Annotated in this window: 15 protein-coding genes, 2 tRNA genes and 1 pseudogene; 13 read left to right on the top strand and 5 right to left on the bottom strand. The window is 36.7% G+C overall.

What is annotated here, in order from left to right:
• The first annotated feature begins 46 nt into the window (after positions 1–46).
• Positions 47–1,264, top strand: a complete 1,218-nt coding sequence (locus AACZ92_RS01440) for a folylpolyglutamate synthase/dihydrofolate synthase family protein (protein ID WP_339696226.1) — start codon at positions 47–49, stop codon at positions 1,262–1,264.
• Here AACZ92_RS01440 and AACZ92_RS01445 read toward each other — a convergent pair.
• Positions 1,261–3,510 carry a transglycosylase domain-containing protein gene (locus tag AACZ92_RS01445; RefSeq protein WP_339696154.1) on the bottom strand — a complete coding sequence of 750 codons (2,250 nt, stop codon included), beginning with the start codon at positions 3,508–3,510 and terminating at the stop codon, positions 1,261–1,263. The two genes, AACZ92_RS01440 and AACZ92_RS01445, sit on opposite strands and share 4 nt — an antisense overlap.
• A 177-nt stretch (positions 3,511–3,687) precedes the next feature.
• Between AACZ92_RS01445 and AACZ92_RS01450 the strand changes: the two genes are divergently transcribed.
• The 3 genes from AACZ92_RS01450 (at position 3,688) to AACZ92_RS01460 (ending at position 4,962) form a co-directional block, all read left to right on the top strand.
• Positions 3,688–3,765 (top strand) — tRNA-Val (locus AACZ92_RS01450).
• A gap of 122 nt (positions 3,766–3,887) precedes the next feature.
• Positions 3,888–4,865, top strand: coding sequence for a YitT family protein (locus AACZ92_RS01455; protein ID WP_339696157.1), 978 nt, complete (start codon positions 3,888–3,890; stop codon positions 4,863–4,865).
• A 22-nt stretch (positions 4,866–4,887) separates the two neighbouring features.
• Positions 4,888–4,962: transfer RNA gene (locus AACZ92_RS01460), tRNA-Val, on the top strand.
• A gap of 20 nt (positions 4,963–4,982) precedes the next feature.
• Here the strand turns inward: AACZ92_RS01460 and murF are convergent.
• From murF to gldJ (AACZ92_RS01475), 3 genes and pseudogenes are all read right to left on the bottom strand, one after another.
• Positions 4,983–6,245 carry a UDP-N-acetylmuramoyl-tripeptide--D-alanyl-D-alanine ligase gene (murF, locus tag AACZ92_RS01465; RefSeq protein WP_339696160.1) on the bottom strand — a complete coding sequence of 421 codons (1,263 nt, stop codon included), beginning with the start codon at positions 6,243–6,245 and terminating at the stop codon, positions 4,983–4,985.
• A 62-nt stretch (positions 6,246–6,307) separates the two neighbouring features.
• A pseudogene (gldJ, locus tag AACZ92_RS01470) lies at positions 6,308–7,954 on the bottom strand (gliding motility lipoprotein GldJ); the annotation flags it as partial.
• Positions 7,955–8,093: 139 nt separating this feature from the next.
• Entirely contained in the window at positions 8,094–9,773 is a 1,680-nt protein-coding gene (gldJ, locus tag AACZ92_RS01475; protein ID WP_339696163.1) for a gliding motility lipoprotein GldJ, read from the bottom strand.
• Between the two features lie 213 nt (positions 9,774–9,986).
• On the opposite strand from gldJ (AACZ92_RS01475), the gene porU reads away from it, so the two are divergent.
• The 9 genes from porU (at position 9,987) to AACZ92_RS01520 (ending at position 22,292) form a co-directional block, all read left to right on the top strand.
• The gene (gene porU / locus AACZ92_RS01480) at positions 9,987–13,865 is read left to right on the top strand and encodes a type IX secretion system sortase PorU (protein WP_339696166.1); all 3,879 of its coding nucleotides are present in this window, start codon (positions 9,987–9,989) and stop codon (positions 13,863–13,865) included.
• A gap of 35 nt (positions 13,866–13,900) precedes the next feature.
• Complete coding sequence (gene porV, locus AACZ92_RS01485) at positions 13,901–15,055, top strand: type IX secretion system outer membrane channel protein PorV (protein ID WP_339696169.1); 1,155 nt, start codon at positions 13,901–13,903, stop codon at positions 15,053–15,055.
• Between the two features lie 9 nt (positions 15,056–15,064).
• Positions 15,065–15,547 carry a cytidine deaminase gene (gene cdd, locus AACZ92_RS01490; protein ID WP_339696172.1) on the top strand — a complete coding sequence of 161 codons (483 nt, stop codon included), beginning with the start codon at positions 15,065–15,067 and terminating at the stop codon, positions 15,545–15,547.
• A gap of 104 nt (positions 15,548–15,651) precedes the next feature.
• Complete coding sequence (gene pdhA / locus AACZ92_RS01495; RefSeq protein WP_339696175.1) at positions 15,652–16,650, top strand: pyruvate dehydrogenase (acetyl-transferring) E1 component subunit alpha; 999 nt, start codon at positions 15,652–15,654, stop codon at positions 16,648–16,650.
• 3 nt (positions 16,651–16,653) lie between these two features.
• Entirely contained in the window at positions 16,654–18,405 is a 1,752-nt protein-coding gene (locus AACZ92_RS01500; RefSeq protein WP_339696178.1) for a pyruvate dehydrogenase complex dihydrolipoamide acetyltransferase, read from the top strand.
• A gap of 78 nt (positions 18,406–18,483) precedes the next feature.
• On the top strand, positions 18,484–19,170 hold the full coding sequence (locus tag AACZ92_RS01505) for an SDR family oxidoreductase (RefSeq protein WP_339696181.1): 687 nt from the start codon (positions 18,484–18,486) through the stop codon (positions 19,168–19,170).
• A gap of 3 nt (positions 19,171–19,173) precedes the next feature.
• On the top strand, positions 19,174–19,770 hold the full coding sequence (locus AACZ92_RS01510; RefSeq protein ID WP_339696184.1) for a SprT-like domain-containing protein: 597 nt from the start codon (positions 19,174–19,176) through the stop codon (positions 19,768–19,770).
• 5 nt (positions 19,771–19,775) lie between these two features.
• Positions 19,776–20,855, top strand: a complete 1,080-nt coding sequence (locus tag AACZ92_RS01515) for a mannose-1-phosphate guanylyltransferase (protein WP_339696187.1) — start codon at positions 19,776–19,778, stop codon at positions 20,853–20,855.
• Complete coding sequence (locus AACZ92_RS01520; protein ID WP_339696190.1) at positions 20,856–22,292, top strand: DUF389 domain-containing protein; 1,437 nt, start codon at positions 20,856–20,858, stop codon at positions 22,290–22,292.
• 63 nt (positions 22,293–22,355) lie between these two features.
• On the opposite strand, the gene AACZ92_RS01525 is transcribed toward AACZ92_RS01520, so the two are convergent.
• Positions 22,356–23,975: an FG-GAP-like repeat-containing protein gene (locus AACZ92_RS01525; RefSeq protein WP_339696193.1), complete on the bottom strand. Its 1,620-nt coding sequence runs from the start codon at positions 23,973–23,975 to the stop codon at positions 22,356–22,358.
• Positions 23,976–23,991 lie beyond the last annotated feature (16 nt).

Consider the following 23,991-nt stretch of genomic DNA (forward strand, 5'->3'; position numbering starts at 1 on the left):
ATAGTAGCTTTGTTCACGCCAAACTAACACTTTAATTTTTTACAATATTAACTATCCAGAAACCATAGCGTGGTTATTTAAGCAGTTGCCTATGTACCAACGCGTAGGTAAAACAGCTTTTAAAAAAGATTTATCTAACACGTTGAAGCTTTCAAAACATCTTAGTAATCCCGAACAAAATTTTAAAAGTATTCACGTTGCTGGCACTAACGGAAAAGGGTCTGTGAGTCATATGTTGGCCTCTGTTTTACAAGAAGCCGGATACAAAGTTGGATTGTATACATCGCCACACTTAAAAGATTTCAGGGAACGTATCAAGGTTAACGGACAGATGATTTCTGAAGAAGAAGTCATTTCTTTTGTAAAAAACAACCAATCCTTTTTAGAAGAAAATAAGCTGTCTTTTTTTGAAATGACAGTAGGCTTGGCATTTCATTATTTCAGTAACCAAACAGTGGATATTGCTGTTATTGAAGTAGGGTTAGGAGGAAGGCTGGACAGCACCAATATCATCACTCCAGAAGTTTCAGTGATTACAAATATTGGTTTTGACCATACGGCTTTTTTAGGAACTACATATACTGAAATAGCTTCGGAAAAAGCGGGTATTATAAAACCGAACATTCCAGTTGTCATTGGGGAAACAGTCCCAGACACTAAAAAAGTTTTTCAGAAAATAGCTTCAGAAAAAAATGCGTCTATCACCTTTGCTGAAATGGAAACCATTTCAGGGTATGAAAGTGATTTAAAAGGGGTGTATCAAAAAAAGAATAAAAAGACAGCTGTCTGTGCTTTAAAATTGCTACAGAAGAATTGTTGGCACATTTCTGAAGAACACATCCGCAACGGACTATTGAATACAGTTAAAAATACCGGTTTGCAAGGGCGGTATCAAACGTTACAAGAAAGTCCTAGGGTTATTTGCGATACGGCTCATAATAAAGAAGGGTTAGAATTAGTGCTTCAGCAAGTGCAAGAAGAACCTTATGAAGATTTACATATTGTATTAGGAGTTGTAAACGATAAAGATTTAGATAGTATTTTACCACTATTCCCTACACAAGCTACGTACTATTTCTGCAAACCAGATGTTCCTAGAGGATTGGAAGCTTCTATTTTAGCAAAAACAACAAAAGAATTTGAACTGACAGGGATGACATTCAATTCTATAAACAAAGCATATGCTTCTGCATTGGAAAACGCCTCAGAAAACGATTTAATTTACATAGGCGGAAGTACTTTTACCGTAGCCGAAGTGGTTTAATTCTTCTTCGTTTTAAAAGTTGTTTTTTTCTTTTTATCAGGGTTGGTAAACAATCGTTTGAAAAATCCATCGCGTTTGGTGGGTTCGCAGTCCAGCATTTCGGAAACGGTAGCACTCGGGCTATTAAATCGCGCTTCAGTAATTGCATTAAACGTAGTATCCTTGTTCATTTTCTGAAGCAATTTGGCCGCAATTGGCAATGCAGCATTTGCACCTTGTCCCGTTCGAGTAGTTTTAAAACCAATACGGTGATTATCATTGCCCACCCAAGTTACTGTTACCAATTTTGGCATTACCGAAACAAACCAAGCATCTTTGTTAGATTGTGTGGTTCCTGTTTTTCCAGCGATATCGTTTCGTAAGCCATATGTATGTCGCATACGGCTGGCTGTTCCATTATTTACTACCGACTGCATCATTTCAACCATAATTTGTCGGGTGGGTTCAGAAAATGCGGGTTGTAAGGTGTCTTTCTGTTTAAATTCTTCTAATATTTCACCTTTTTTATTTTCCACTTTCAATAAGTAATAGGGGGAAACAGGTTTACTGTCGTTTACATATGCTGCATATGCTCCGGCCATTTCGGAAACAGAAAGTTCGGCAGTTCCCAATGCCAACGAAGGTACTTTTGGTAAGGTTGAGGTAATGCCAAGTTTTTCGGAAAGTACGATGGTGTTTTCAATTCCAGCTTCTTCCAGAACTTTTACTGAAACCGTATTAATCGATTTGGTTAATGCAGTTTGTAAGCTGTAATTGAGATATTCTTCATCAACATCTCCCGAGTTTGAAGGGCTCCAACCTTCCATGTTTTCATATTCCACCTCACGTGCTGAAAAATAATCACACGGTTTTACACCTTGTTCGAGAGCGGTGGTGTAAACGATGGGTTTAAATGTTGAGCCTACCTGCCGCTTACTTTTTTTAACGTGATCGTATTTAAAATGCTCAAAATCTACCCCTCCTACCCAAGATTTTACAGCTCCTGATTGCGGGTTTATGGAAAGCATTCCGGCATTTAGAAATTTTAAGTAATGTTGTACACTATCAATTGTACTGGCTGCAACTTCTTTTTTTCCGTCAACATCATATAACCACATGTTTCTTTTTACGCTCAGCGAATCGAGAATTACCTTTTCTGAAAGGTCTTTGGCTTTTAATTTTTTATAAGCTTTAGTGTTTCTCAGTACTGAAGTAACTAAGGCTTTATTAGTAAGCCAAGGCGCACTTTCTCCATATTCCTTTTCAAATGTTTTTTGAAGCTTGTTGAGATGCTCTTTTATGGCTTCTTCGGCATATTGTTGAAGGTTTTTGTCTAATGTTGTGTATATTTTAAGTCCGCTAGTGTATAAATTATAGGGGGCATCTTTTGTTGTATTTTCTTTACACCAAGCGAGCATCTTGTTACGCAATTCTTCTCTAAAATAGGGCGCAAGGCCATGTTGCTCATCGTATTGTCCGTAATCTAATTGTAACGAGTCCTGAATGTTTTTTTTATATTCAGTATCCGTTAAAAAGCCGTATTTGTGCATTTGGTGCAAAACAATATTCCTTCTTTCTGTATTCCGTTCAGGAAATCTATTAGGATCGTAGGTGTACGTTGCTTTTAAGGTCCCGATTAAAGTTGCGGCTTCTGTGGGAGTTAGATCTGACGTTCTTTTGTTGAAATATTTAAGGGCGGCACTTTCAATTCCGTAGGTGTTTCCACTAAACGGAACGGTATTAAAATAGAGTTCTAGTATTTCTTGTTTACTGTAGTTTTTCTCTAACCGCCGGGCGACGACCATTTCTTTCGTCTTTACTACTGGAAGCGTTAAAAGGCCATAATCCTTTCTTTTGAAGAGGTTTTTAGCTAATTGTTGGGTTATGGTGCTACCGCCACCACTAGATGCATCTTGCATTAAAATAGTTTTAAAAAATACCCTGAACAGACTTTTTGTGTCAATTCCATTATGGTCATAAAACCGAACGTCTTCCGTAGCAAGTAAGGAATTAATAGTGTGCTGTGGAATTTGAGAATAAGGAATAGGCTGCCTATTAGAAAGGTAGAACTTGCCGATAAGCTGATTGTTTACATCATAAATTTCAGAGGCTTCATATTGAGAGAGTTCTTGTACTTCTTTCATGTTTGGGATGGAGCCCCATACACCAAGGCGGACGCTTATTATAAAAATACTAATCCCTCCAGCTATGAGCAAAGTAGCTTTTAAAATAAAGTTGCTTATTTTTTTAAGGGTATCTCTTTTCATATAATGTGTGTCTTTAGCAAATAAACGTAAACTTGGTGGGTAGATTATAGGTTTAACGTAACTTTATAAACTTGAAAAACAGTCTGTGACAAATAAGATAAATTATAATTTCATTTTTTTTAATTTTTTGTTTGTGGGAATTAAAAAGTAGCTTATATTTGCAACCGCTAACAGCAAGGGCGCGTAGCTCAGTTGGTTCAGAGCACTTGGTTTACACCCAAGGGGTCAGGGGTTCGAATCCCTTCGCGCCCACCAGCAAAACCCGATGAAGTTTTTCATCGGGTTTTTTTATTTTATAGGAGTTTTAAAATATTCACTTAGAAAGAAAGGCAACTTATGTTAGGTTGTTTATCTTAGTTCAATAAATTTATTTGCTTGTGAACCCAATTATACGAAACATAATAGTCGAGAGCGTAAAAAGGCGTCAAAAGAACCAAGAGACAAGACCTACCGAAAAACAAATTCAAAAAAGAGCGGAGAACCTCGAGGTTGAGATAAAGCATGAAATTTCAGATTTTGTTTATTTAATACTAGGCGTATTATCTGCCACATTTGGCTTAGAGGGGTTTCTATTGCCTAATTCGTTTATAGATGGTGGGGTTACGGGTATTTCTTTAATTGTACGTGAATTGACAGGTATTCAATTGCCTATTCTAATTTTCTGTATCAACTTACCATTTTTAATTTTAGGGTATTTTGCTATTAGTAAACGGTTTGCGATTAAAAGTGTATTGGGTATTTTGTTTTTATCACTCTCACTTTATTTTATCCCTATTCCCACCATTACAGAAGACAGTATTTTAATAGCGACTTTTGGGGGTTTCTTTTTGGGCTTAGGTATTGGGATGGCTATTCGCGGCGGTGCTATTATTGACGGAACCGAGGTTTTAGCTATTTATATAAGTCGAAAAACCAGTATGACCGTAGGAAATGTGATTTTAATTTTCAATGTTCTTATTTTTTTAACAGCCGCTTATTTTCTTTCTGTTGAAATTGCGCTATATGCAATATTAACCTATTTTGCTGCATCAAAAACTGTAGATTTTGTTATTGATGGGGTGGAAGAATTTATGGGCGTAACTATAATTTCTGAACATAATGAGGAAATACGGAAAACGATTGTAAACAATTTAGGGCGGGGCTGCACGATTTATAAAGCTCAAAATGGATTTGCCAAAGAGGGAGAACCCCTTAAAGATACAAATGTTGTTTATACGGTGATTACACGTTTAGAGATGTCGAAGCTTAAAACTGAAATTGATAAAGTGGATCACGAAGCATTTATTATTATGGCATCGGTTAAAGATGCAAAAGGTGGAATGATCAAGAAAAAACCGCTAAAAAAGATAAAATAAATAGTAGTTTTATAGATATAAAGGGGCATTAACTCAGTTGGTTCAGAGTGTCACGTCGACAACGTGGAAGTCACTGGTTCGAATCCAGTATGCCCCACTTACTAGGGTGTTTTAACTTTAAAGCAAATCCAGAACTCGTTCAAGCGCCATTCCTCTAGATCCTTTTATTAAGAAGAAACAATTCTCAAACACTTCAGTGCTGAACTGTTTTTTAAAGTCATCAAAACTTTTAAAGGTATAAATATGATTGCCTTGATCTTTTGTTTTATTAAAATTACTACCCACTAAATAAGCGTTGCCCAAAGGATTATTTTCTAAATAATCAACAATGAGTTGGTGTTCTTTTTCAGTTTCCGTTCCCACCTCAAACATATCACCGAGGATTAAAACTTTACGGTCTCCTTTAGCTTGTTTAAAGTTTTCCAAAGCTGCCATCATACTGGTTGGGTTGGCGTTATAAGCATCTAAAAGTATAGTGTGGCCTGATTTTTCAATGCGCTGGGAACGATTGTTTTGCGGAATATAGCTTTCAATAGCTGTTTTAATTTGTTTTTCTGAAATATTAAAATAATCGCCAATAGCAATAGCTGCTGCTATATTAGCGTAGTTATACAGCCCAACAAGCTTACTTTGTATTTCGGTATTTCGAAATTTAACTTTTACTTCATTGGAAGCATCTATCAGTTGAATGGTAGTGTCGTTAAAAACAACTCGATCCATTTTTTTAGTTAGTTCCAATTGTTTGGTGTCATTTCCATTTACAAAAACCGTTTTTGAATGGTTTTCTAGATAATTATACAATTCAGACTTGCCTTTTACGACACCTTCTAGACTTCCGAAGCCTTCTAAATGTGCTTTCCCAAAATTGGTAATATAGCCGTAATCGGGTTGGGCAATTTCACAAAGGTTTTCTATTTCGTGCAAGTGATTGGCACCCATTTCAACAATGCCAAATTCAGTTTCCGAAGTCATCGACAATAAGGTGAGTGGTACCCCAATATGGTTGTTTAAATTGCCCTTAGTGGCAACCGTCTTAAATTTTGTTGAAAGAACTACGTTTATTAGCTCTTTGGTAGTTGTTTTGCCATTGCTTCCAGTTAAAGATAGTATGAGTAAATTAAGATGTTTTCTATGAAAAGCAGCTAATTGCTGAAGGGCTTTCAAGCAATTTTCAACCAAAATAGTTTGGTTACTTTGATGTTCATTTTCATCAATGACAACTTTATACGCTCCTCTTTTTAGAGCTTCTTTTGCAAAGGTGTTTCCATTGAAGTTGTCACCCTTAAGCGCTATAAAAAGACAATTTTTTGTGATTTTTCGAGTATCGGTGCAAATACCACTACTGTCTAAAAATTCTTGATGAAGCTTTTCAATATCCATAAAAATAAAAGTACTAAAAGCATTTGTGAAAGCTGAAAAACGGTACTTTTTTTAAGTAAATATTAATGGGTATTTCGTTTATTTTTCTTTTTGAACTTAGAACCTACTCGTGACATGGCACATCGAAAACCAATATAGTTAGTGGCCATATATTGTGGTAAGTATCTACGCTGTGCTGGGTCTAGCCAATAATCACGGTCTTTCCAAGAGCCTCCCTTATAAACTCGTACTTCATCGTCTATCAATGTTCTTCTTTGTGAGGAATTATCGTATTCTGGTTTAATAGCCCCATCATCTGTAACTTCCATTTTGTAAATAGGGGAGTTATACATCCTTCTTTCATTACCTTTAGAATCCGTATCGGAAAAAGCAGGGTTGTATCGTAATGAAAGTTTGTCGCCGTCCCTATAATCTCTATTGTCGCTTTTTGAAAAGTTAATACGAAGGTGAGTCTCTTTTTTGTCTACAGGAACTGTTACTAATTCTCCAGGGTATTTTGTGGCAACTATTTTACCGTTTGGAAGTGTATCATATTCAATTGTTTCAGGAGTGATTACCTGTACATTTCTATTCTCATCTAATTTGTTTTTTGTGTAGACATTTCCACGGTAATAATTAAAGTCATTGTATTCATCATCAATTATAGGGCGATATACATCGGCTACCCATTCGGCAACATTTCCAGCCATATCGTAAAGCCCATAATCATTTGATTTATATGATTTGACTTGAGCCGTAACATCAGCGCCGTCATCGCTCCACCCAGCTATGCCACCATAGTCACCATCACCTTGTTTAAAATTTGCGAGTTGATCTCCTCGATTTTTACGTTTTAATGATCGAGTATATTGACCGCTCCAAGGATATTTTTTTCTTCCTTTATAGGTGTTTTTATTTCGTATTTCTACAAGACCAAGCGCTGCGTATTCCCATTCTGCTTCAGTAGGGAGGCGGTAGGAGGGGAGCAAAATTCCATCTTTTCTTCTTGCAAATATTTGTGTGCTGTCACCTTGTTGTGCTATTTTTTGAGAGCGTTTACTTGCTGAGGTTATACTATCATTACCACCATAGGTAAGTGTTGGCGCTTTTAAATACGTCTCGGTAGTAAACACAGAACTTGGCGTGCTGTTATACCGAATATTCTCTTGAATAAAACCTTCTTCTTCTAATATAAGCTCATTGACTCTGTCTGTGCGCCATTTTGAAAATTCAACCGCTTGAATCCAGCTAACACCAACTACAGGGTATTCGGCAAAAGCTGGGTGCCGTAAATATTGATTAGCCATTACCTCGTTATATCCTAATCTGGATCTCCAAACTAGGGTGTCTGGTAATGCACCTTCATAGATTTTTCTAAAACTTTCTTTTTCTGGAGGGAATACTTTTTTTAGCCAATCCAGATATTCTAGATACATGAGATTGGTTACTTCTGTCTCATCCATATAAAACGATTGTACGTGCTGTTGATTGGGTGTATTATTCCAGTCACGCATCGGGTCATCTTGAACGCGGCCCATAGTAAAAGTTCCTCCTTCTATAAAAACCAAGCCGGGACCAGTTTCCTGTTCTTTAACTTGAATTTTTCCGCTTACTTTGGAACCATCTTGCCGTCCAAAAGCACTCCATCCAGTAGCACGGGAGCTTTTATTGTAATCCCTAGAATTACTACAGTTTGTGCATAACAAAGCTAAAAACAAAAGTAATATGGAGTTCTGTAAATTTTTTTTTCATAGGGGAAATTAAATCTTATTCAAGGGCAAGTTAAAAAAAAATTGAATTTGTAAACGCATAAATATAAAAAAGCCCTGAATTATAGTTCAGGGCTTTTTTATATTTATATAAGAATTTTTAATTTCTAGGTCGTTTCCCTTTTTTAGATTTTGAGCCTACACGGGACATCGCACATCTAAAGCCTATATAATCGGTTGCCATATCTTGAGGGAAATAGCGTCTTTGAGCAGGGTCTAACCAATAATCTCTATCTCGCCATGAGCCTCCTTTGTATACTCTTACTTCATTATCTATCAAGGTAGTACGTCTATTAGATTGGTCATATTGCATGTCAACTTGACCAGTGCTGTCGGTAAGTACTCTGTTTTTAGGGGAATTATACATACGGTCCTCTTCGTTTTCACCATCAGTGCTAAACTCGTCGGCAAAAGATTGGTATCTTCGAGAAGATCGTTTGTCTCCATCTCTGAAGTCACGGTTGTCACTTTCCGAAAAGTTAGTTCGTTGGTATGTTTCTTCCTCGCCTACAGGTACTTGTAAAATTTCACCAGGTAGATTTCTAGCAATAATTCTTCCGTTACTTAATGTATCGTATACAATAGAGTCTGATGTAACGATTTTAACTTTTCCGTCTTCGCCTATTGCATTTTTGGTATACACATTTCCACGATAATAGTTAAAATCATTAAATTCATCGTCAACTATTGGGCGGTATACATCGGCAACCCATTCGGCAACGTTACCTGCCATGTCATATAAGCCAAAATCATTTGCTTCGTACGATTTAACTTCAGCAGTTATATCGGCACCATCATCACTCCATCCTGCAATTCCACCATAATCTCCATCGCCTTGTTTAAAATTGGCTAATTGATCACCACGGCTCCTTCTTTTATTAGAGCGTGTATATTGACCATCCCAAGGGTATTTTTTTCTACCTCTGTAGACGTTATAATTTCTAAGTCCTACTAACCCAAGAGCGGCATATTCCCATTCAGCTTCGGTAGGTAAACGATATCCAGGAAGTAATAATCCATCTTTGCGTTGTACATATAGATTGGTGCTATCTTCATTTCTTTGTAATAAACGCTCTGATTGGTTTCCTCCTCTAGTGATAGAATCTTTACCTCCGTAGGTTGCAGTTGGTGCATTAAGATATGTTTGTGTGCTGAAAGTTTCACCTGGTTCAACATCATAACGAGCTCCTCTTGCAGTATAACCTTCTTCTTCCAGTATAAATTCGTTCACACGGTCTGTTCTCCATTTACTGAATTCCACAGCTTGAATCCAACTAACCCCTACTACTGGATAGTTTGCATACGCGGGATGACGTAAGTAATTGTTGGTCATAACTTCGTTGTATCCTAATCGGTTTCTCCATACTAAGGTGTCTGGTAAAGCGCCTTCATAAATTTGACGGTAGTTTTCATCAGAAGGGGGAAAAACACTTTTTAACCAATCTAAATACTCAAGGTACATGAGGTTGGTAACTTCAGTTTCGTCCATATAAAAGGATTGGACGTGCTGCTGATTAGGAGTGTTGTTCCAGTCGTGCATAGGGTCATCTTGTACTCTACCCATGGTAAAGGTGCCTCCTTCAATAAAAATTAGACCGGGACCGGTTTCTTGTTCTTTGGCTTTGGGGTTGTATTTAAAACCGCCTTCTTTGGCGTTCATCTTCCAACCAGTTGCACGAGAGCTGTCTTTATAGTCTCTAGAGTTGTTACAGCTAATGAGTAAGCCAGTTGTAATCAGTGCTATAAAAAGACGTAATGCTAAGGTTTTGTTTATGTTCATAGTTAGATTTATGAATAAAATTGGGTTTGCAATATAATAATTAACGCGCTAATACCAATAATATTTTATTATTATTGATTCGTTAGTTTTTTGGGATTCTGCCTACTAACTTGAGTACAAACGTAGTTTTTTTATTATTATTACGTATAATGTAAAATACAAAAACTTTAAAAAGAAAACCATACTAAGTGTATATTTGATGCGTTATTGATTATGATGAAAAAAACAATACTTCTTATTCTACTTGTTTTACTGCCGTTTTTATTGTTGGCGCAAACCAAGAATATTACCATACAGTGGGGTGATGATTCTTCAAAAGCAGTAACGCCTGTTTCTGTCATAAACAAAAAAAACATCTCAAAAAGTAATGGCTTTGATCATCTTAGGCTTACTATTAATGAGAGTCAATTGGTTTACCAAAATCAATGGAAAGACACAGGTTTTGCCGATGAAAATTCTATTGAAATATCCAATGTGTCCTATGGAACATTAACAGCCCAAGAACTTCAAAAAATTAATAAAAAACTTGTCCCAGAACAGCTTACTTACTCTATTCATAGTAGTATGGCACGGGATATAATTTACACTTCGGTTTCAATATCACCAGTTGTGATGGTTAATGGGGTGCTGCGAAAGGTACAATCGTTTTCAGTTTCTTATAAAAAGAAAGTACAAAATAGAACAGGTAATTTTATAATGCCTATAGCCAATTCAGTATTGTCAACTGGTGATTGGTTTAAATTTAAAGTAGAGGAAAATGGTATACATCGTATTGATAAATCTTTTTTGGAAGATTTAGGCATAAATACCAATAATTTAAATCCTCAAAACATACAAATTTACGGTCATGGTGGTAAGCCATTACCTTTACTTAACTCATTAAATAATGAGTTTGATCTACCAGAAACATCTATAAAAGTAGTTGGTGGTGAAGATGGTTCCTTTGATAATGGTGACTATATTCTTTTTTATGGAACAAGCACTAAAGGGTATGATCCTGAAAACCAAACTAATTTAAATCCATATAGCGACGATTCTTATTATTATATTACTGCTAATAACGGTCCTGGAAAACGAGTACAAGCAATGATAGAGCCATCTGGAGCTCCTACTACTACTATTACAACATTCCAGGCGTATCAATTTCATGAAGTCGATGAATATTCTCCTGGAAAGGTAGGGAGACGCTGGTTTGGCAACCGTTTTGATTTTGAAAGTGAACAAACCTATGAGTTTACTTTCCCAAATATAGTTCCTTCAACAACTATGCAGGTAGCTGTTAGAGCAGGTGCTGTTTCGGAAACAGCTACTTCGCTGGCCGTTTCAATAAATGGAACCAGCTTAAACCCCTTAACTTTTAGCGCACTCACAGGTGAAAGTCTAGTTTTATCTGTTAGAGAAATAAGTGAAGCTCAAGGAGAAATACCGGTTGCAGGAGAAACAGTTACTGTGGACCTTTCGTATAATAATGCAGGAAATCCATCTAGTGTTGGTTATTTAGATTATGTAAGTGTAGAAGCAACCCGGCAACTAGCTATTACCGATAAACAACTTACCTTTACATATAAACAAGCTTCTAATTCAAGTGGAATAGCGGAATACCAAATAAGCAATGCAGCGCAGATAAACGAAATTTGGGATATTACCAATCCGGGTTCTATTTCGGTAAAACAAAACGATGATAATGCATCTAATATTGCTTTTAAGGCAGTATTAGGAACAGCACGAAAGTATGTGGCTGTGCATGCAAATGATTATTATACACCTATAAAAATAAACCAGCCAAGGGTGTTTAATCAAAACTTAAAGGGCTCAGTGTTTAAAGGTGAGTCTGGTGCCTTTCAAGATGTGGATTATTTGATGGTAACAGCGCCTTTTTTATTGCAACCTGCACTTCGTCTTGCTAACCACAACAAAAACTTATATGGTCTTAACGTGAAGGTGGTTACAACCGATAAAATTTACGAAGAGTTTAGTTCTGGGAAACAAGATATTGGAGCTATCAGAAATTTTGTTCGGTATATATACAATAATGCTTCTTCTTCGGACAACCGTATAAAATACCTTTGTCTTTTTGGAGATACTTCGGTAGATTACAAAGATAGATTATCGGGTAATAATAATGTTGTGCCAACTTTTCATACCCTTTCAAGTGTTAGCGATGTAACTTCTTTTATGAGTGATGATTTCTTTGGAAATTTAGGGGAGAACGAAGGCACTATAGGAGGAAAAACATTAAGCGCCTCGGGTAAAACTCTTTCTGACATTGATAGACTTGATGTTGCAGTAGGTAGAATTTTAGCAGATGAGGTTAGTTTAGCTAATATTTTGGTCGATAAAATAATAGCGTATTCTTCTAAAGAATCATACGGGAACTGGCGAAATAACTTTATGCTAATCTCAGACGATGTAGATAAATCTGGAGAAGAGGACCTTGAAATTGAACTGGATTCACTAGGTGATCAAATTTCAGCAGAAAAGCCGTTTATTAATGTGAAGAAAATCCATATCGATGCATATCAACAACAAACTTCTTCAGGGGGTAATCGATACCCACAAGTTAATGAAGATATAAAAAATAATATTGAAGTTGGGGCTTTAATTGTAAACTATTTTGGTCACGGAGGTGAAGGCGGTTTGGCGCACGAATCCATTTATACTCAAGAAATGGCCAAAGAATTTAAAAATAAAAGTAGATATCCTTGTATTGTTACTATAACATGTCAATTTACAAAATTTGATAATCCTCAACGCATAACAGCAGGGGAACTAACTTATTGGAACAAAGAAGGTGGGGCTATATCATTGGTTAGCACAACCCGTTCTATTGGGCTATTCTTAGGTGTTGAATTTAATGAAAAACTAGCACCCCATTTATTTGGATATGGTTTGAATGTGCCCGAAACTCCTGCAGAAGCATTGCGAATTGCCAAAAACGATATAAGTAGTAATCTTCGCCGTGTAGTTTTTTATATTGGAGATCCTGCTATGCGATTAGCTTTTCCTAAGAAAAATGTACGGTTAACTACTATTAATGATGTTCCAATAAATCAATCACCAGATGTATTGCAAGCTTTAAGTAAAGTAAAAATGGGCGGTGAGGTGACCGATGAAAACGGAAATGTGCTTACAAGCTACAATGGCGTGCTTTCTGCAAAAGTTTTTGACAAACGAGTACAAAGACAAACTCTTGATAATGATAACCAGAACTTTGTTTTAGACTTTACCACTTTGGGTGAAAGCCTATTTAATGGAAAAGCAACCGTTGCAAATGGTAATTTTGAATTTGAATTTGTAGTTCCTAGAGATATACAAATACCAGTAGGTACCGGACGTATTAATTTTTATACTGAAAAAGACAATGCTTTAGAGGATCAAGCAGGGGTGGATCTGTCTGTGCAGATAGGTGGGATTAATGAAAATGCTCCAGAAGATAATCAAGGGCCGACTGTAAATTTATTCATGAATGATGAAAGTTTTGTCTCAGGAGGGGTTACAAACGATTCTCCTATTCTCATTGCAAAACTGGAAGATGAAAACGGAATTAATACAGCTAGTGGTATAGGTCATGATATGATTGCAATTTTAGATGGAGACGAGTCTAATCCAATTGTAGTGAACGATTATTACCAAGCAGAACAAGATGATTACACTAAAGGAACCACTAATTATCAATTGCGGGATCTTGAAAAAGGGCTGCATACTTTAACATTTAAAGCTTGGGATGTATATAATAATTCTTCTACATCTGAAATTCAGTTTATTGTGGCTGGTGATGATGAATTGAAAATTACTAAAGTATTAAACTACCCAAATCCATTTGTTAATTATACCGAGTTCTGGTTTAATCACAATCGCCCGTTTGAGCCTTTAGAAGTACAGGTTCAGGTGTTTACTGTAACAGGAAAAGTAGTGTGGACTAAAAATCAAATTATCAACACCGATGGCTTCCTTTCTCGCGATATTGTATGGGATGGTAGGGATGATTTTGGAGATAAAATAGGAAAAGGTGTGTATGTATATAAGATTACAGTTAAATCTACGTTAACCAATAAGCAAACTGAAAAATTTGAAAAACTAGTTATCCTTTAAAAAATAAATATATATTTGACCAAAATTAGAACCTCATGAAGAAAATATTTTTACCTTTTTTAATCGTTTTATTATCCTACAATGCTGTCGCTCAGGACGAAGATGTAGCTACACAACGGGTAATTACAACAGGTGTTCCTTTCTTGCTTATATCTGGTGATGCACGTTCAGCAGGTATGGGAGATATAGGTGTAACTACTTCTGCTGATGCTTTTTCGCAGCAGTGGAACCCCGCTAAATATGCTTTTGCTATTTCTAAACAAGGAATAGGGGTGACATATACACCTTACTTAAGCAAATTGGTAAATGATATCTTTTTAGGAAACATAACTTATTACAATAGGTTAAATGAACGTAGTGCTGTTGGTGCTAGTTTTCGTTACTTTAGTAATGGTGAAATTGAATTAAGAGAAACGGCAGACCAGCAGCCTCTTTTGGTTAAGCCGAATGAACTAATGTTCGATGTCTCATATTCACTTCGTTTAAGTGATCGTTTTTCTATGGGTATTGCCGGTAGGTATATTCGTTCCGATCTTAAATTACAAACATCGGTTGCAGATGCGAATGCTGCTAATACTTTTGCAGTAGATGTAGCGGGTTACTACCAAAGTGAAGAAATTCCTTACGACGATTTTGATGGTCGTTGGAGAGGTGGTTTCAATTTCTCAAACATTGGTCCTAAACTTAAGTATGATGAATCAGGTCAAGAAAACAATTTACCAACCAACTTAGCATTAGGTGGTGGTTTCGACTTTATCTTAGACGAATACAATAAAATAGGTGTTAGTGCAGAGGTTAATAAACTATTAGTGCCAACTCCAAGCGACTCGAATGACGATGGTGTTATAGACCGTGAAGATGATTACTACAACGAAAGTTTCTTTAGTGGTATTTTCTCTTCTTTCGGGGATGCGCCTGATGGTTTTTCAGAAGAATTAAAAGAATTTACGTGGGCATTAGGAGCTGAGTATTGGTACCAAGATGTATTTGCATTCCGTTTAGGATATTTCAACGAAAGTGAAGACAAAGGATTTAGAAAATTCCTTTCTTTAGGAGCAGGATTTAAATACACTGCTATTAATATTGATATTTCTTATTTATTCTCAACTTCAAAAGTAAGAAGCCCACTAGAAGGAACACTTCGTTTTGGACTTACTTTCAACTTCGGAGACGAGTATGACGAATATTAATCGTATAATTTGAAAAAACATACAATTGAAATAAACCTTGAGGTATACGATTCTGTTTCAGAACTTCCTCAAGAGATTCAAAACTTAATGAATAAGGCGCAACAAGCACGTGAAGATGCTTATGCGCCTTATTCACGTTTTAGAGTTGGCGCAGCTTTAGAGTTAGATTCTGGAGAAATAATAATAGGTAGCAATCAAGAAAATGCCGCTTTTCCTTCTGGTCTTTGTGCTGAACGTGTAGCGATTTATCAGGCTGGTGCAGCTTATCCTAGTGGCTCAATAAAAACCATGGCCATTACAGCACGGTCTTTACAACATAAAGTAACAAACCCTATTCCTCCGTGTGGTGCATGCCGTCAAGCCATTGCCGAATACGAAATAAAACAAGAAACACCTATTGCTATCTATTTTATGGGCGAAACAGGTAAAGTTGCTAAAGCTAATTCCATTGCAGATTTACTGCCATTATTATTTGATAAAAGTTATCTGTAACATTTAGTACTATTTTAATGTTTCTGTGTTTTGTAAAACTTCAGAATATAGTACTTTTGTTAATCGTGTTTTAATTTCCCTATGTGGAATAGTATAGCAATCCAATGAAAAAAATTACAAAGAAAATATATCTAGACTGGTACGAAAACATGTTCTTCTGGCGTAAGTTTGAAGACAAGTTAGCTCAAGTTTATATTAAACAAAAAGTTAGAGGTTTCTTACACCTTTACAACGGACAAGAAGCTGTTTTAGCGGGTGCTTTGCACGCTATGGACTTGAAAAAAGACCGTATGATAACAGCATACAGAAACCACGTACAACCCATTGGTATGGGAGTAGATCCTAAAAAAGTAATGGCCGAATTGTACGGAAAGAAAACTGGAACCTCTCAGGGGTTAGGTGGTTCTATGCACATTTTCTCTAAAGAACACCGTTTTTATGGTGGTCACGGGATTGTAGGAGGGCAAATACCTTTAGGTGCCGGACTTGCTTTTGCAGATAAATATTTTGAGCGTGATAATGTAACCCTCACTTATATGGGTGACGGAGCGGTACGACAAGGATCACTTCACGAAGCATTTAACTTGGCGATGCTTTGGAAATTACCTGTAGTGTTTATCTGTGAAAATAACGGATATGCAATGGGAACTTCTGTAGCACGTACAGCAAACCATACTGATATTTGGAAACTTGGTTTAGGCTATGAGATGCCGTGTAAACCTGTTGATGGTATGAAACCTGAGGTAATCGCCAAAGAGATGGACGAAGCTATAGACCGTGCTCGTCGCGGTGATGGCCCTACTTTTTTAGAAGTTAGAACCTACCGATACAGAGGGCACTCAATGAGTGATGCACAACATTACCGTACTAAAGAAGAAGTTAAGAAAAAGCAAGAGGAAGATCCAATTTCGTATGTATTACATAAAATTTACGAAGAAAAATGGGCTACGGAAGATGAAATAAAAGAAGTGAATAAAAAAGTAAAGGATCGTGTTAAGGAATGCGAGAAATTTGCTGAAGATTCAGGCTACCCAGATAAAAATGTAATGTACGATACAGTCTACGAACAAGAAGACTATCCTTTTTTACCACATAAATTATAGACTATGGCAGAAGTAATCAACATGCCGCGCTTGAGCGACACTATGGAAGAAGGAACCGTAGCAAAGTGGCTCGTTAGCAAAGGTGATAAAGTAGAAGAAGGCGATATTTTAGCTGAAATTGAAACCGACAAGGCCACGATGGAATTTGAATCCTTTTACGAAGGGACTTTATTGCATATTGGTATTGAAGAAGGTGAAACAGCCGAGGTAGATAAACTTTTGGCTATTATTGGCGAAGAAGGCGAAGATATTTCCGATTTGATCAATGGAGGTGGAGATTCTAAAGATGATTCTGATGATGCTTCGGAAGAAGATGATGAAAATTCAAAAGATGAAGGTTCTGAAGATAAAGACGATTCTAAAAAGTCTGAAAAGAAAGATTCACAAGAAAAGGACGAAGAAGATTCAGAAGAGAATGAATCTGATGATGATAGTTCTAGTAATTCCGATGTGCCAGAAGGTGTTGAGGTAATTACCATGCCACGTCTTAGTGATACCATGGAAGAAGGAACGGTTGCCACTTGGTTGAAGCAGGAAGGCGATTCTATTGAAGAAGGCGATATTTTAGCTGAAATTGAAACCGACAAAGCCACGATGGAGTTTGAGTCGTTCTACTCTGGGACCTTACTTAAAATAGGCATTGAAGAAGGTGAAACCGCAAATGTTGATGCTCTGTTAGCTATCGTTGGACCAGAAGGAACGGATGTTTCCGAAGTGATGAAAAACTTCAAAAAAGGAGGTGGTTCTTCAAAAGACAAGAAAAAAGAAAAGAAAAGTGACGATGCTTCAACCTCTAAAGATAAGTCTGAAGACAAAAAGGAAAAAGCTTCTAAAGATGCATCTAAAGACAAATCTGAAGGGAAATCAAAGTCTTCAGATAAAAAACAATCAGGTCAGGCTACCAAAGACGGTGGACGTATTTTCGTTTCCCCGTTAGCTAAAAAGTTGGCAGAAGAAAAAGGGATAAATCTTAGTCAAGTTCAAGGTAGTGGTGACCACGGAAGAATTGTAAAAAAAGATATAGAAAATTACCAACCAGGAGTTGGAGCACAAACATACACACCTGTTGGGCAAGAAGAGTTTGAAGAGGTTAAAAACTCTCAAATGCGTAAAACGATTGCCAAACGTTTGGGTGAATCTAAGTTTACAGCACCACATTATTACTTAACAGTTGAGCTGGACATGGACAACGCAATGTCAGCGCGAACTGCTATAAATAGTGATCCAGATGTGAAAATATCATACAACGATATGATTATTAAAGCATGTGCGATGGCCTTAAGAAAACATCCACAGGTAAACACACAATGGAATGGCGATACTACAAAGATTGCCAAGCATATTCACATTGGTGTTGCCGTTGCAGTAGATGAAGGACTGTTAGTTCCTGTGCTTAAGTTTGCAGACCAAATGAGCTTTTCTCAAATTGGTGGTAATGTAAAAGAATTGGCCGGAAAAGCACGAAACAAGAAAATAAGCCCAGACGAAATGCAGGGAAGTACCTTTACAGTTTCTAACTTAGGTATGTTTGGTATAAAAGAATTTACTTCGATTATCAATCAACCTAACTCCGCTATTTTATCTGTTGGAGCGATTGTGCAAAAACCAGTGGTTAAAAACGGAGCGATTGCTGTGGGTAACACGATGACTGTTACTTTAGCGTGTGATCACCGTACCGTTGATGGTGCTACAGGTGCTAAATTTTTAGAAACGGTTAGAAAGTACATCGAGAACCCGGTTACAATGTTTGTATAAATACAACATATTTAATGAATTGTAAATCCCGCTGTGTTCCACTTGAGAAGACAGCGGGATTTGTTTATATTTAAAACTATGAAGAAGAAAAATATAATTGTTACAGGTACCAGTAGGGGAATAGGCTATCAAATGGTACCCATCTTAGCCGATGCTGGCCACAATGTATTGGCATTATCTAGAAATGATGTTCCTATCTCAGGATTGGATATTTCAAACTGTCATTGCTTTCCATGTGATATTACCGACTCAAATGATATTGAAAAAGTTTCTGAATTTATTAAAGAGAAATGGCAACACGTTGACATACTGATTAATAATTCAGGGTACATTGTAAACAAGCCCTTTCAAAAGCTCTCCCAAGCAGACTTTAAGGATGCCTACGAGGTAAATGTTTTTGGATTGGCCGCCATTACTCAAGCCGTGCTTCCGTTTATGAAAAAAAGTAGCCACGTAGTAAATATTAGTAGTATGGGCGGTATTCAAGGGAGTATGAAGTTTCCTGGGCTTGCTGCTTACAGCAGTAGTAAGGGTGCGGTATTGACGTTAACTGAAGTTTTAGCTGAAGAATATAAAGAAAACGGACCTTCGTTTAATGCGTTGGCTTTAGGAGCGGTACAAACTGAAATGTTAGAAGAAGCATTTCCAGGCTATAAAGCCCCACTTTCAGCTAAAGAAATGGCTAAATACATTGTAGATTTCTCGATAACTGGAAACAAATATTACAACGGAAAAATCCTTCAGGTTTCCAATTCAACGCCGTAATGTATGCAAGAGGTTCTTGAAAAATACATACCTAAAGCATCGGTACATCCAGTTTTTGAATTAATAAAGACAAATAACGTTCACTTAAAAATTGTGAATGAGCGCGTAACAAGGCATGGGGATTATCGAAAAATGCCGACGGGACAGCATCAAATTACTGTGAACGCTAATCTTAATACGTATCGATTTTTAATCACATTAGTACATGAGATTGCCCATTTGGTCGCCTTTCAAAAATATGGTAGGACTATAAAACCACACGGAGTTGAGTGGAAGCGGACATTTCAGCAATTAATGTTGCCTTTTATCCGTCCAGAAGTGTTTCCTAATCAGTTATTGCCACTATTGGCTAATCATTTTAAAAACCCGAAGGCCAGTAGTGATACGGATACAAAATTATCTATAGCTTTAAAACAATTTGACCCACCAAACGATAAAAATTATATATTTGAAATACCTTTTGGGGCACATTTTCGGCTTTATAATGGGAAAATTTTTAAACGCGGAAACAAACGTGTAAAACGGTATGAATGCCTTGAAGTGGCAACCGGAAGAGTGTATTTGTTTAACCCAAATGCCGAAGTGGAATTTTTAAAATAAAAAGAATGAACAAGGATTACTATGCAGTAATTATGGCTGGCGGAATTGGTTCGCGATTTTGGCCTGTAAGTACAACCGATTTTCCTAAACAGTTTCATGATATGTTGGGCACAGGACAAACGTTGCTTCAAAAAACGTTTTCTAGGCTCAATAAAATGATTCCTTCAGAAAATATTTTAGTACTTACTAATGAGCGTTATTTACAACTAACGTTAAAACAATTACCCCAAATTGAAGAAAATCAGGTGGTTTTAGAGCCTGCTATGCGTAACACAGCGCCGTGTATTTTACTTTCTGCTTTAAAAATTAAAAAGGATAACCCCAATGCTTTAATGTTGGTCGCACCAAGTGATCATTGGATTGAAGATGAAGATGCGTTTTTAGAGGACGTTCAAATATGTTTTGATGCATGCCAACGGGAAGATTACTTAATGACTTTGGGTATAAAACCTACATTTCCTAATACAGGCTATGGATATATTGAAGCTGAAAAGAAAGAGAATTCAGTTATCAAAAAAGTGAAACAATTTCGTGAAAAGCCAGATTACGAAACCGCAAAACAATTTTTAGCAGAAGGAAATTTTATGTGGAATGCAGGAATCTTTTTATGGAGCGTAGCAAGTATCTCGGAAGCTTTTGAAGAAAAGAATCCAGTTATGCATGCTTTGTTTTCTGAAGGAATACCAGCGTATAACACTTCAGAAGAAAAAGAATTTATTGCCGAAAATTATGAAAAGGCTGAAAACATATCCATTGATTACGCCATTATGGAAAAGGCGGATAACGTGTATGTAAAAAAAGCTTCATTTGATTGGAACGACTTAGGGACTTGGGGCGCTTTACATGATAAAATGGAAAAAGATAATCAGGAAAATGCAGTAGTTCGTGCTATTCCACATGTAAAAGACGCCCATGGAAATATGATTTACTCCGCTTCAAAAAAATTAGTGGTAGTAGATGGTATTAATGACTACATCATTGTGGATAAAGAAGATGTATTACTTATTTATCCAAAGAAAAAAGAACAAGACATTAAAACATTACTTGCCGATGTTAAAGAAAACTTCGGAAAAAAATATACCTAAATGAGCGAAAAGGACAATAACGAGGACGTTCACGTTACACCAAACGATGAGCAGTTTGAACAGGTAAAACTGAATACTTGGGGAAGTATAAAACAATTTTTCAAAGAGTTGTTCGATATTCGTTCCGATAGTGATCGAGATGCTACTATTGAAGCCGTTAAGAAGGATATTCCATTTAAAGGACATACGGCGTGGATACTTATCTTTTCTATTTTTGTAGCTTCCATTGGGTTGAATGTGAGCAGTACAGCTGTTGTTATTGGTGCGATGTTAATTTCACCATTAATGGGTCCTATTGTTGGTATAGGGCTTTCAGTTGCTATTAATGATGTAGAAACGTTACGCCGTTCGCTTGTAAATTTAGGTATTATGGTATTTTTAAGTGTATTAACTGCTTATTTATACTTTGAACTTTCACCACTAACCGAAGAAACACCAGAATTATTAGCGAGAACATATCCTACTATTCTTGACGTTTTGGTGGCAATTTTTGGTGGATTAGGGCTTATCGTTGCTAAAACAAAAAGCGGGACTATTGCGAGTGTTATTTTTGGTGTTGCTATTGCTACCGCACTTATGCCACCATTGTGTACGGTGGGATATGGATTGGCAATCGGTAATTTTCAATATGCTGGAGGAGCATTATACCTCTTTTCAATAAACGCTGTTTTTATAGCGCTTTCTACGTTTATAGTTTCAAAATTATTGCGCTTTCCTTTAGTTCGGTATGCAAATTCAAAACGCAGAAAACGAATTGCACAAATTGCTTCATTAATTGCTTTAATTGTAATGGTGCCTAGTGTTATTCTATTTGTGAAACTGCTAGACCAACAGCTTTTTGAAAATAAAACAAAAGAATTTGTAAAAGATATAATTACGTATGAGGGGGCAGAGGTAGTTAAATTTACTCAAGATTATAAAACTAAAAACATTGAAATATATTTGATTGGTCGGCCGGTTCCACAGCCTACAATTAATGAGTGGTTGTCACAAATGGATAATGTTGAAATGTTGCAAGACGCTAATTTGCGCATCTATCAAGGAACTGATCAAAGTGGGGAATTGGCAGCTAAACTATCTAGTGATGTAAAAGCTGGTATTTTAGAAGACCTATACGTGAAGAATGAGCAGATGATAAATGATAAAAATAGCCGAATTGACTTTCTAGAAAACGAAATTGCAAAATTGCGAGTGAAAGATATCCCTTTTGAAGAATTAAGTAAAGAAGTAAAAGCTGTATACAAAGACATGGAGCAGTTTTCTTTTTCACGGAGGGTTACCACTAATTTTACCAAAACCGATACCTTACCTGTTGTGTATGTTTCATGGGCGAAAAATGTTTCTTCTAAAGAAAAGATAGAGAAAAACCAAGCACTTTTCGATTGGTTAAAAATTAAGATGAAAGTGGATACGCTTTTAGTGCAAGACACACCTTGATAGAAAAACGCCCTTCTAGGTTAATCCTTGAGGGCGTTTTAGCTACATTTTAAAAAATTATTTTTACTGTTTAATAAACTTATGACTTACATTTTGTTCGTCTACCATAAACTGTGCAAAATAAACACCGCTCTTTAGAGCTTCTACATTTAAGTTGTTTTCTGAAGATATTCTAGCGTTTAATACCGTTTTTCCGGTAATATCCACAATGCGTACCGGAGTATTTTCTAGTTCTTTATTTGAAAAATTTAAAACAGAGGAGGTTGGGTTAGGGTATATGGTAACCATATCAATATCTGTTTCCCCAACTGAAAGCGGAAAATCTCCTTCATTAATTTCATGAAGGGTGTTTATATCGGGGTTTTCGATTTGGTCAACGGTTCCGGAAGGCCAAGTAATTGTTATTTTTTCGATACTTTCGCTTTCGCCTATCCCAAAATGTGCCGAAAGACTATTCATATGGCTAAAACCTTGGCCAGAACGCACTTCGCGCATTTGTTTGCCCCAAGCTCCATACGCTTCAATACGAGCGCCAATTCCGTTTATATTGCTTTCTTTGCCTTTCAAAATTAGTTTCACCCAATTGTTATTGCTTGCTCCTTCATTAATCCACAATTGACCGTCATTTACAACATCTAAAAATCCGTCGTTGTTTAGGTCTGCAATTGCCCCTTCATCAAAAGGAAGATCCATTCCAGTAAAGGTCATATCACCATTGTTGATATATAGTTCTTTAGACATTTCAGAAAAAATATCTACAAAACCATCGTTGTTAAAGTCAGCTGCTTGATTTTCCCAAGCACCTAAATCGGTTGGGTCGATTCCTGAGAATTCAATGATATCTTTATAATTTCCTGTCCCGTCATTTTCCATGAGTCGGTTTTGAAAATCGTGATTTACAATGAAGGCATCAAAATCACCATCATTATCAAAATCTTCAAAAACGGTTGCCCAAGATTGAGCGTTATCTTTCATTCCAATAGCTTCGGCATTTTCCGTAAAGGTGCCATCACCATTATTGGTGTACATGGCATTGTCACGTTCAGGATCTCCAGGGTTTGACCCCCCACGACATTTGGTTAAATACATATCGGTATCACCATCATTATCATAATCTACCCATATAGCTGCATAATTTCCAGGGAGGTCAATAGTTTCAATCAAAGATTGATCTAGAGTCATATTTCCTTCGCCATCATTTCTGTAAGGGTGGCTAAGGTCAACATCATGGCATACAAACGCATCTAAGTCGCCATCGTTGTCAATATCGGCCATAGTAGAGCGTTGCGAAAAAATGTATTCTTCGTGCGAAGCATCTTCTGTATAACTTGTGCCATCTTCATTTGCCATTAAAAACGAAACACGTGAGCCATTACCTAGTACAAGGTCGTTGTAACCATTGCCATCTAAATCACCAGCTGCTACGCTCCAATTAGGAGGGTTCTGGATAGAAATATTGTACATGATAGATTCAAATGAACCGTCAGGCTGTTGGTAATCAATCCCAATCCCGCTGCCGGATAGGCGCACATAATCGTCTAGATTATCGCCGTTCATATCGACAGCACATTCTGAAGTATCAGGAAATGAATCGATGAGATTAGATTGATTTACAAATGAAACTTGACCAAATATGCCAAGTGTAGCTAGTAAAAAGATGCTGGAGAGTAATGTTTTTTTCATAATAATAGGAAATAGA

It is taken from the genome of uncultured Marixanthomonas sp. (assembly GCF_963974425.1).
Classification (GTDB): domain Bacteria; phylum Bacteroidota; class Bacteroidia; order Flavobacteriales; family Flavobacteriaceae; genus Marixanthomonas.

Coding starts and splice junctions, on each gene's coding strand:
- AACZ92_RS01445 (WP_339696154.1), bottom strand. CDS start 3,510: ATGAAAAGAGATACCCTTAAAAAAATAAGCAACTTTATTTTAAAAGCT.
- AACZ92_RS01510 (WP_339696184.1), top strand. CDS start 19,174: ATGCAAGAGGTTCTTGAAAAATACATACCTAAAGCATCGGTACATCCA.
- AACZ92_RS01500 (WP_339696178.1), top strand. CDS start 16,654: ATGGCAGAAGTAATCAACATGCCGCGCTTGAGCGACACTATGGAAGAA.
- porV (WP_339696169.1), top strand. CDS start 13,901: ATGAAGAAAATATTTTTACCTTTTTTAATCGTTTTATTATCCTACAAT.
- gldJ (WP_339696163.1), bottom strand. CDS start 9,773: ATGAACATAAACAAAACCTTAGCATTACGTCTTTTTATAGCACTGATT.
- AACZ92_RS01525 (WP_339696193.1), bottom strand. CDS start 23,975: ATGAAAAAAACATTACTCTCCAGCATCTTTTTACTAGCTACACTTGGC.
- AACZ92_RS01515 (WP_339696187.1), top strand. CDS start 19,776: ATGAACAAGGATTACTATGCAGTAATTATGGCTGGCGGAATTGGTTCG.
- AACZ92_RS01505 (WP_339696181.1), top strand. CDS start 18,484: ATGAAGAAGAAAAATATAATTGTTACAGGTACCAGTAGGGGAATAGGC.
- porU (WP_339696166.1), top strand. CDS start 9,987: ATGATGAAAAAAACAATACTTCTTATTCTACTTGTTTTACTGCCGTTT.
- AACZ92_RS01520 (WP_339696190.1), top strand. CDS start 20,856: ATGAGCGAAAAGGACAATAACGAGGACGTTCACGTTACACCAAACGAT.
- pdhA (WP_339696175.1), top strand. CDS start 15,652: ATGAAAAAAATTACAAAGAAAATATATCTAGACTGGTACGAAAACATG.
- murF (WP_339696160.1), bottom strand. CDS start 6,245: ATGGATATTGAAAAGCTTCATCAAGAATTTTTAGACAGTAGTGGTATT.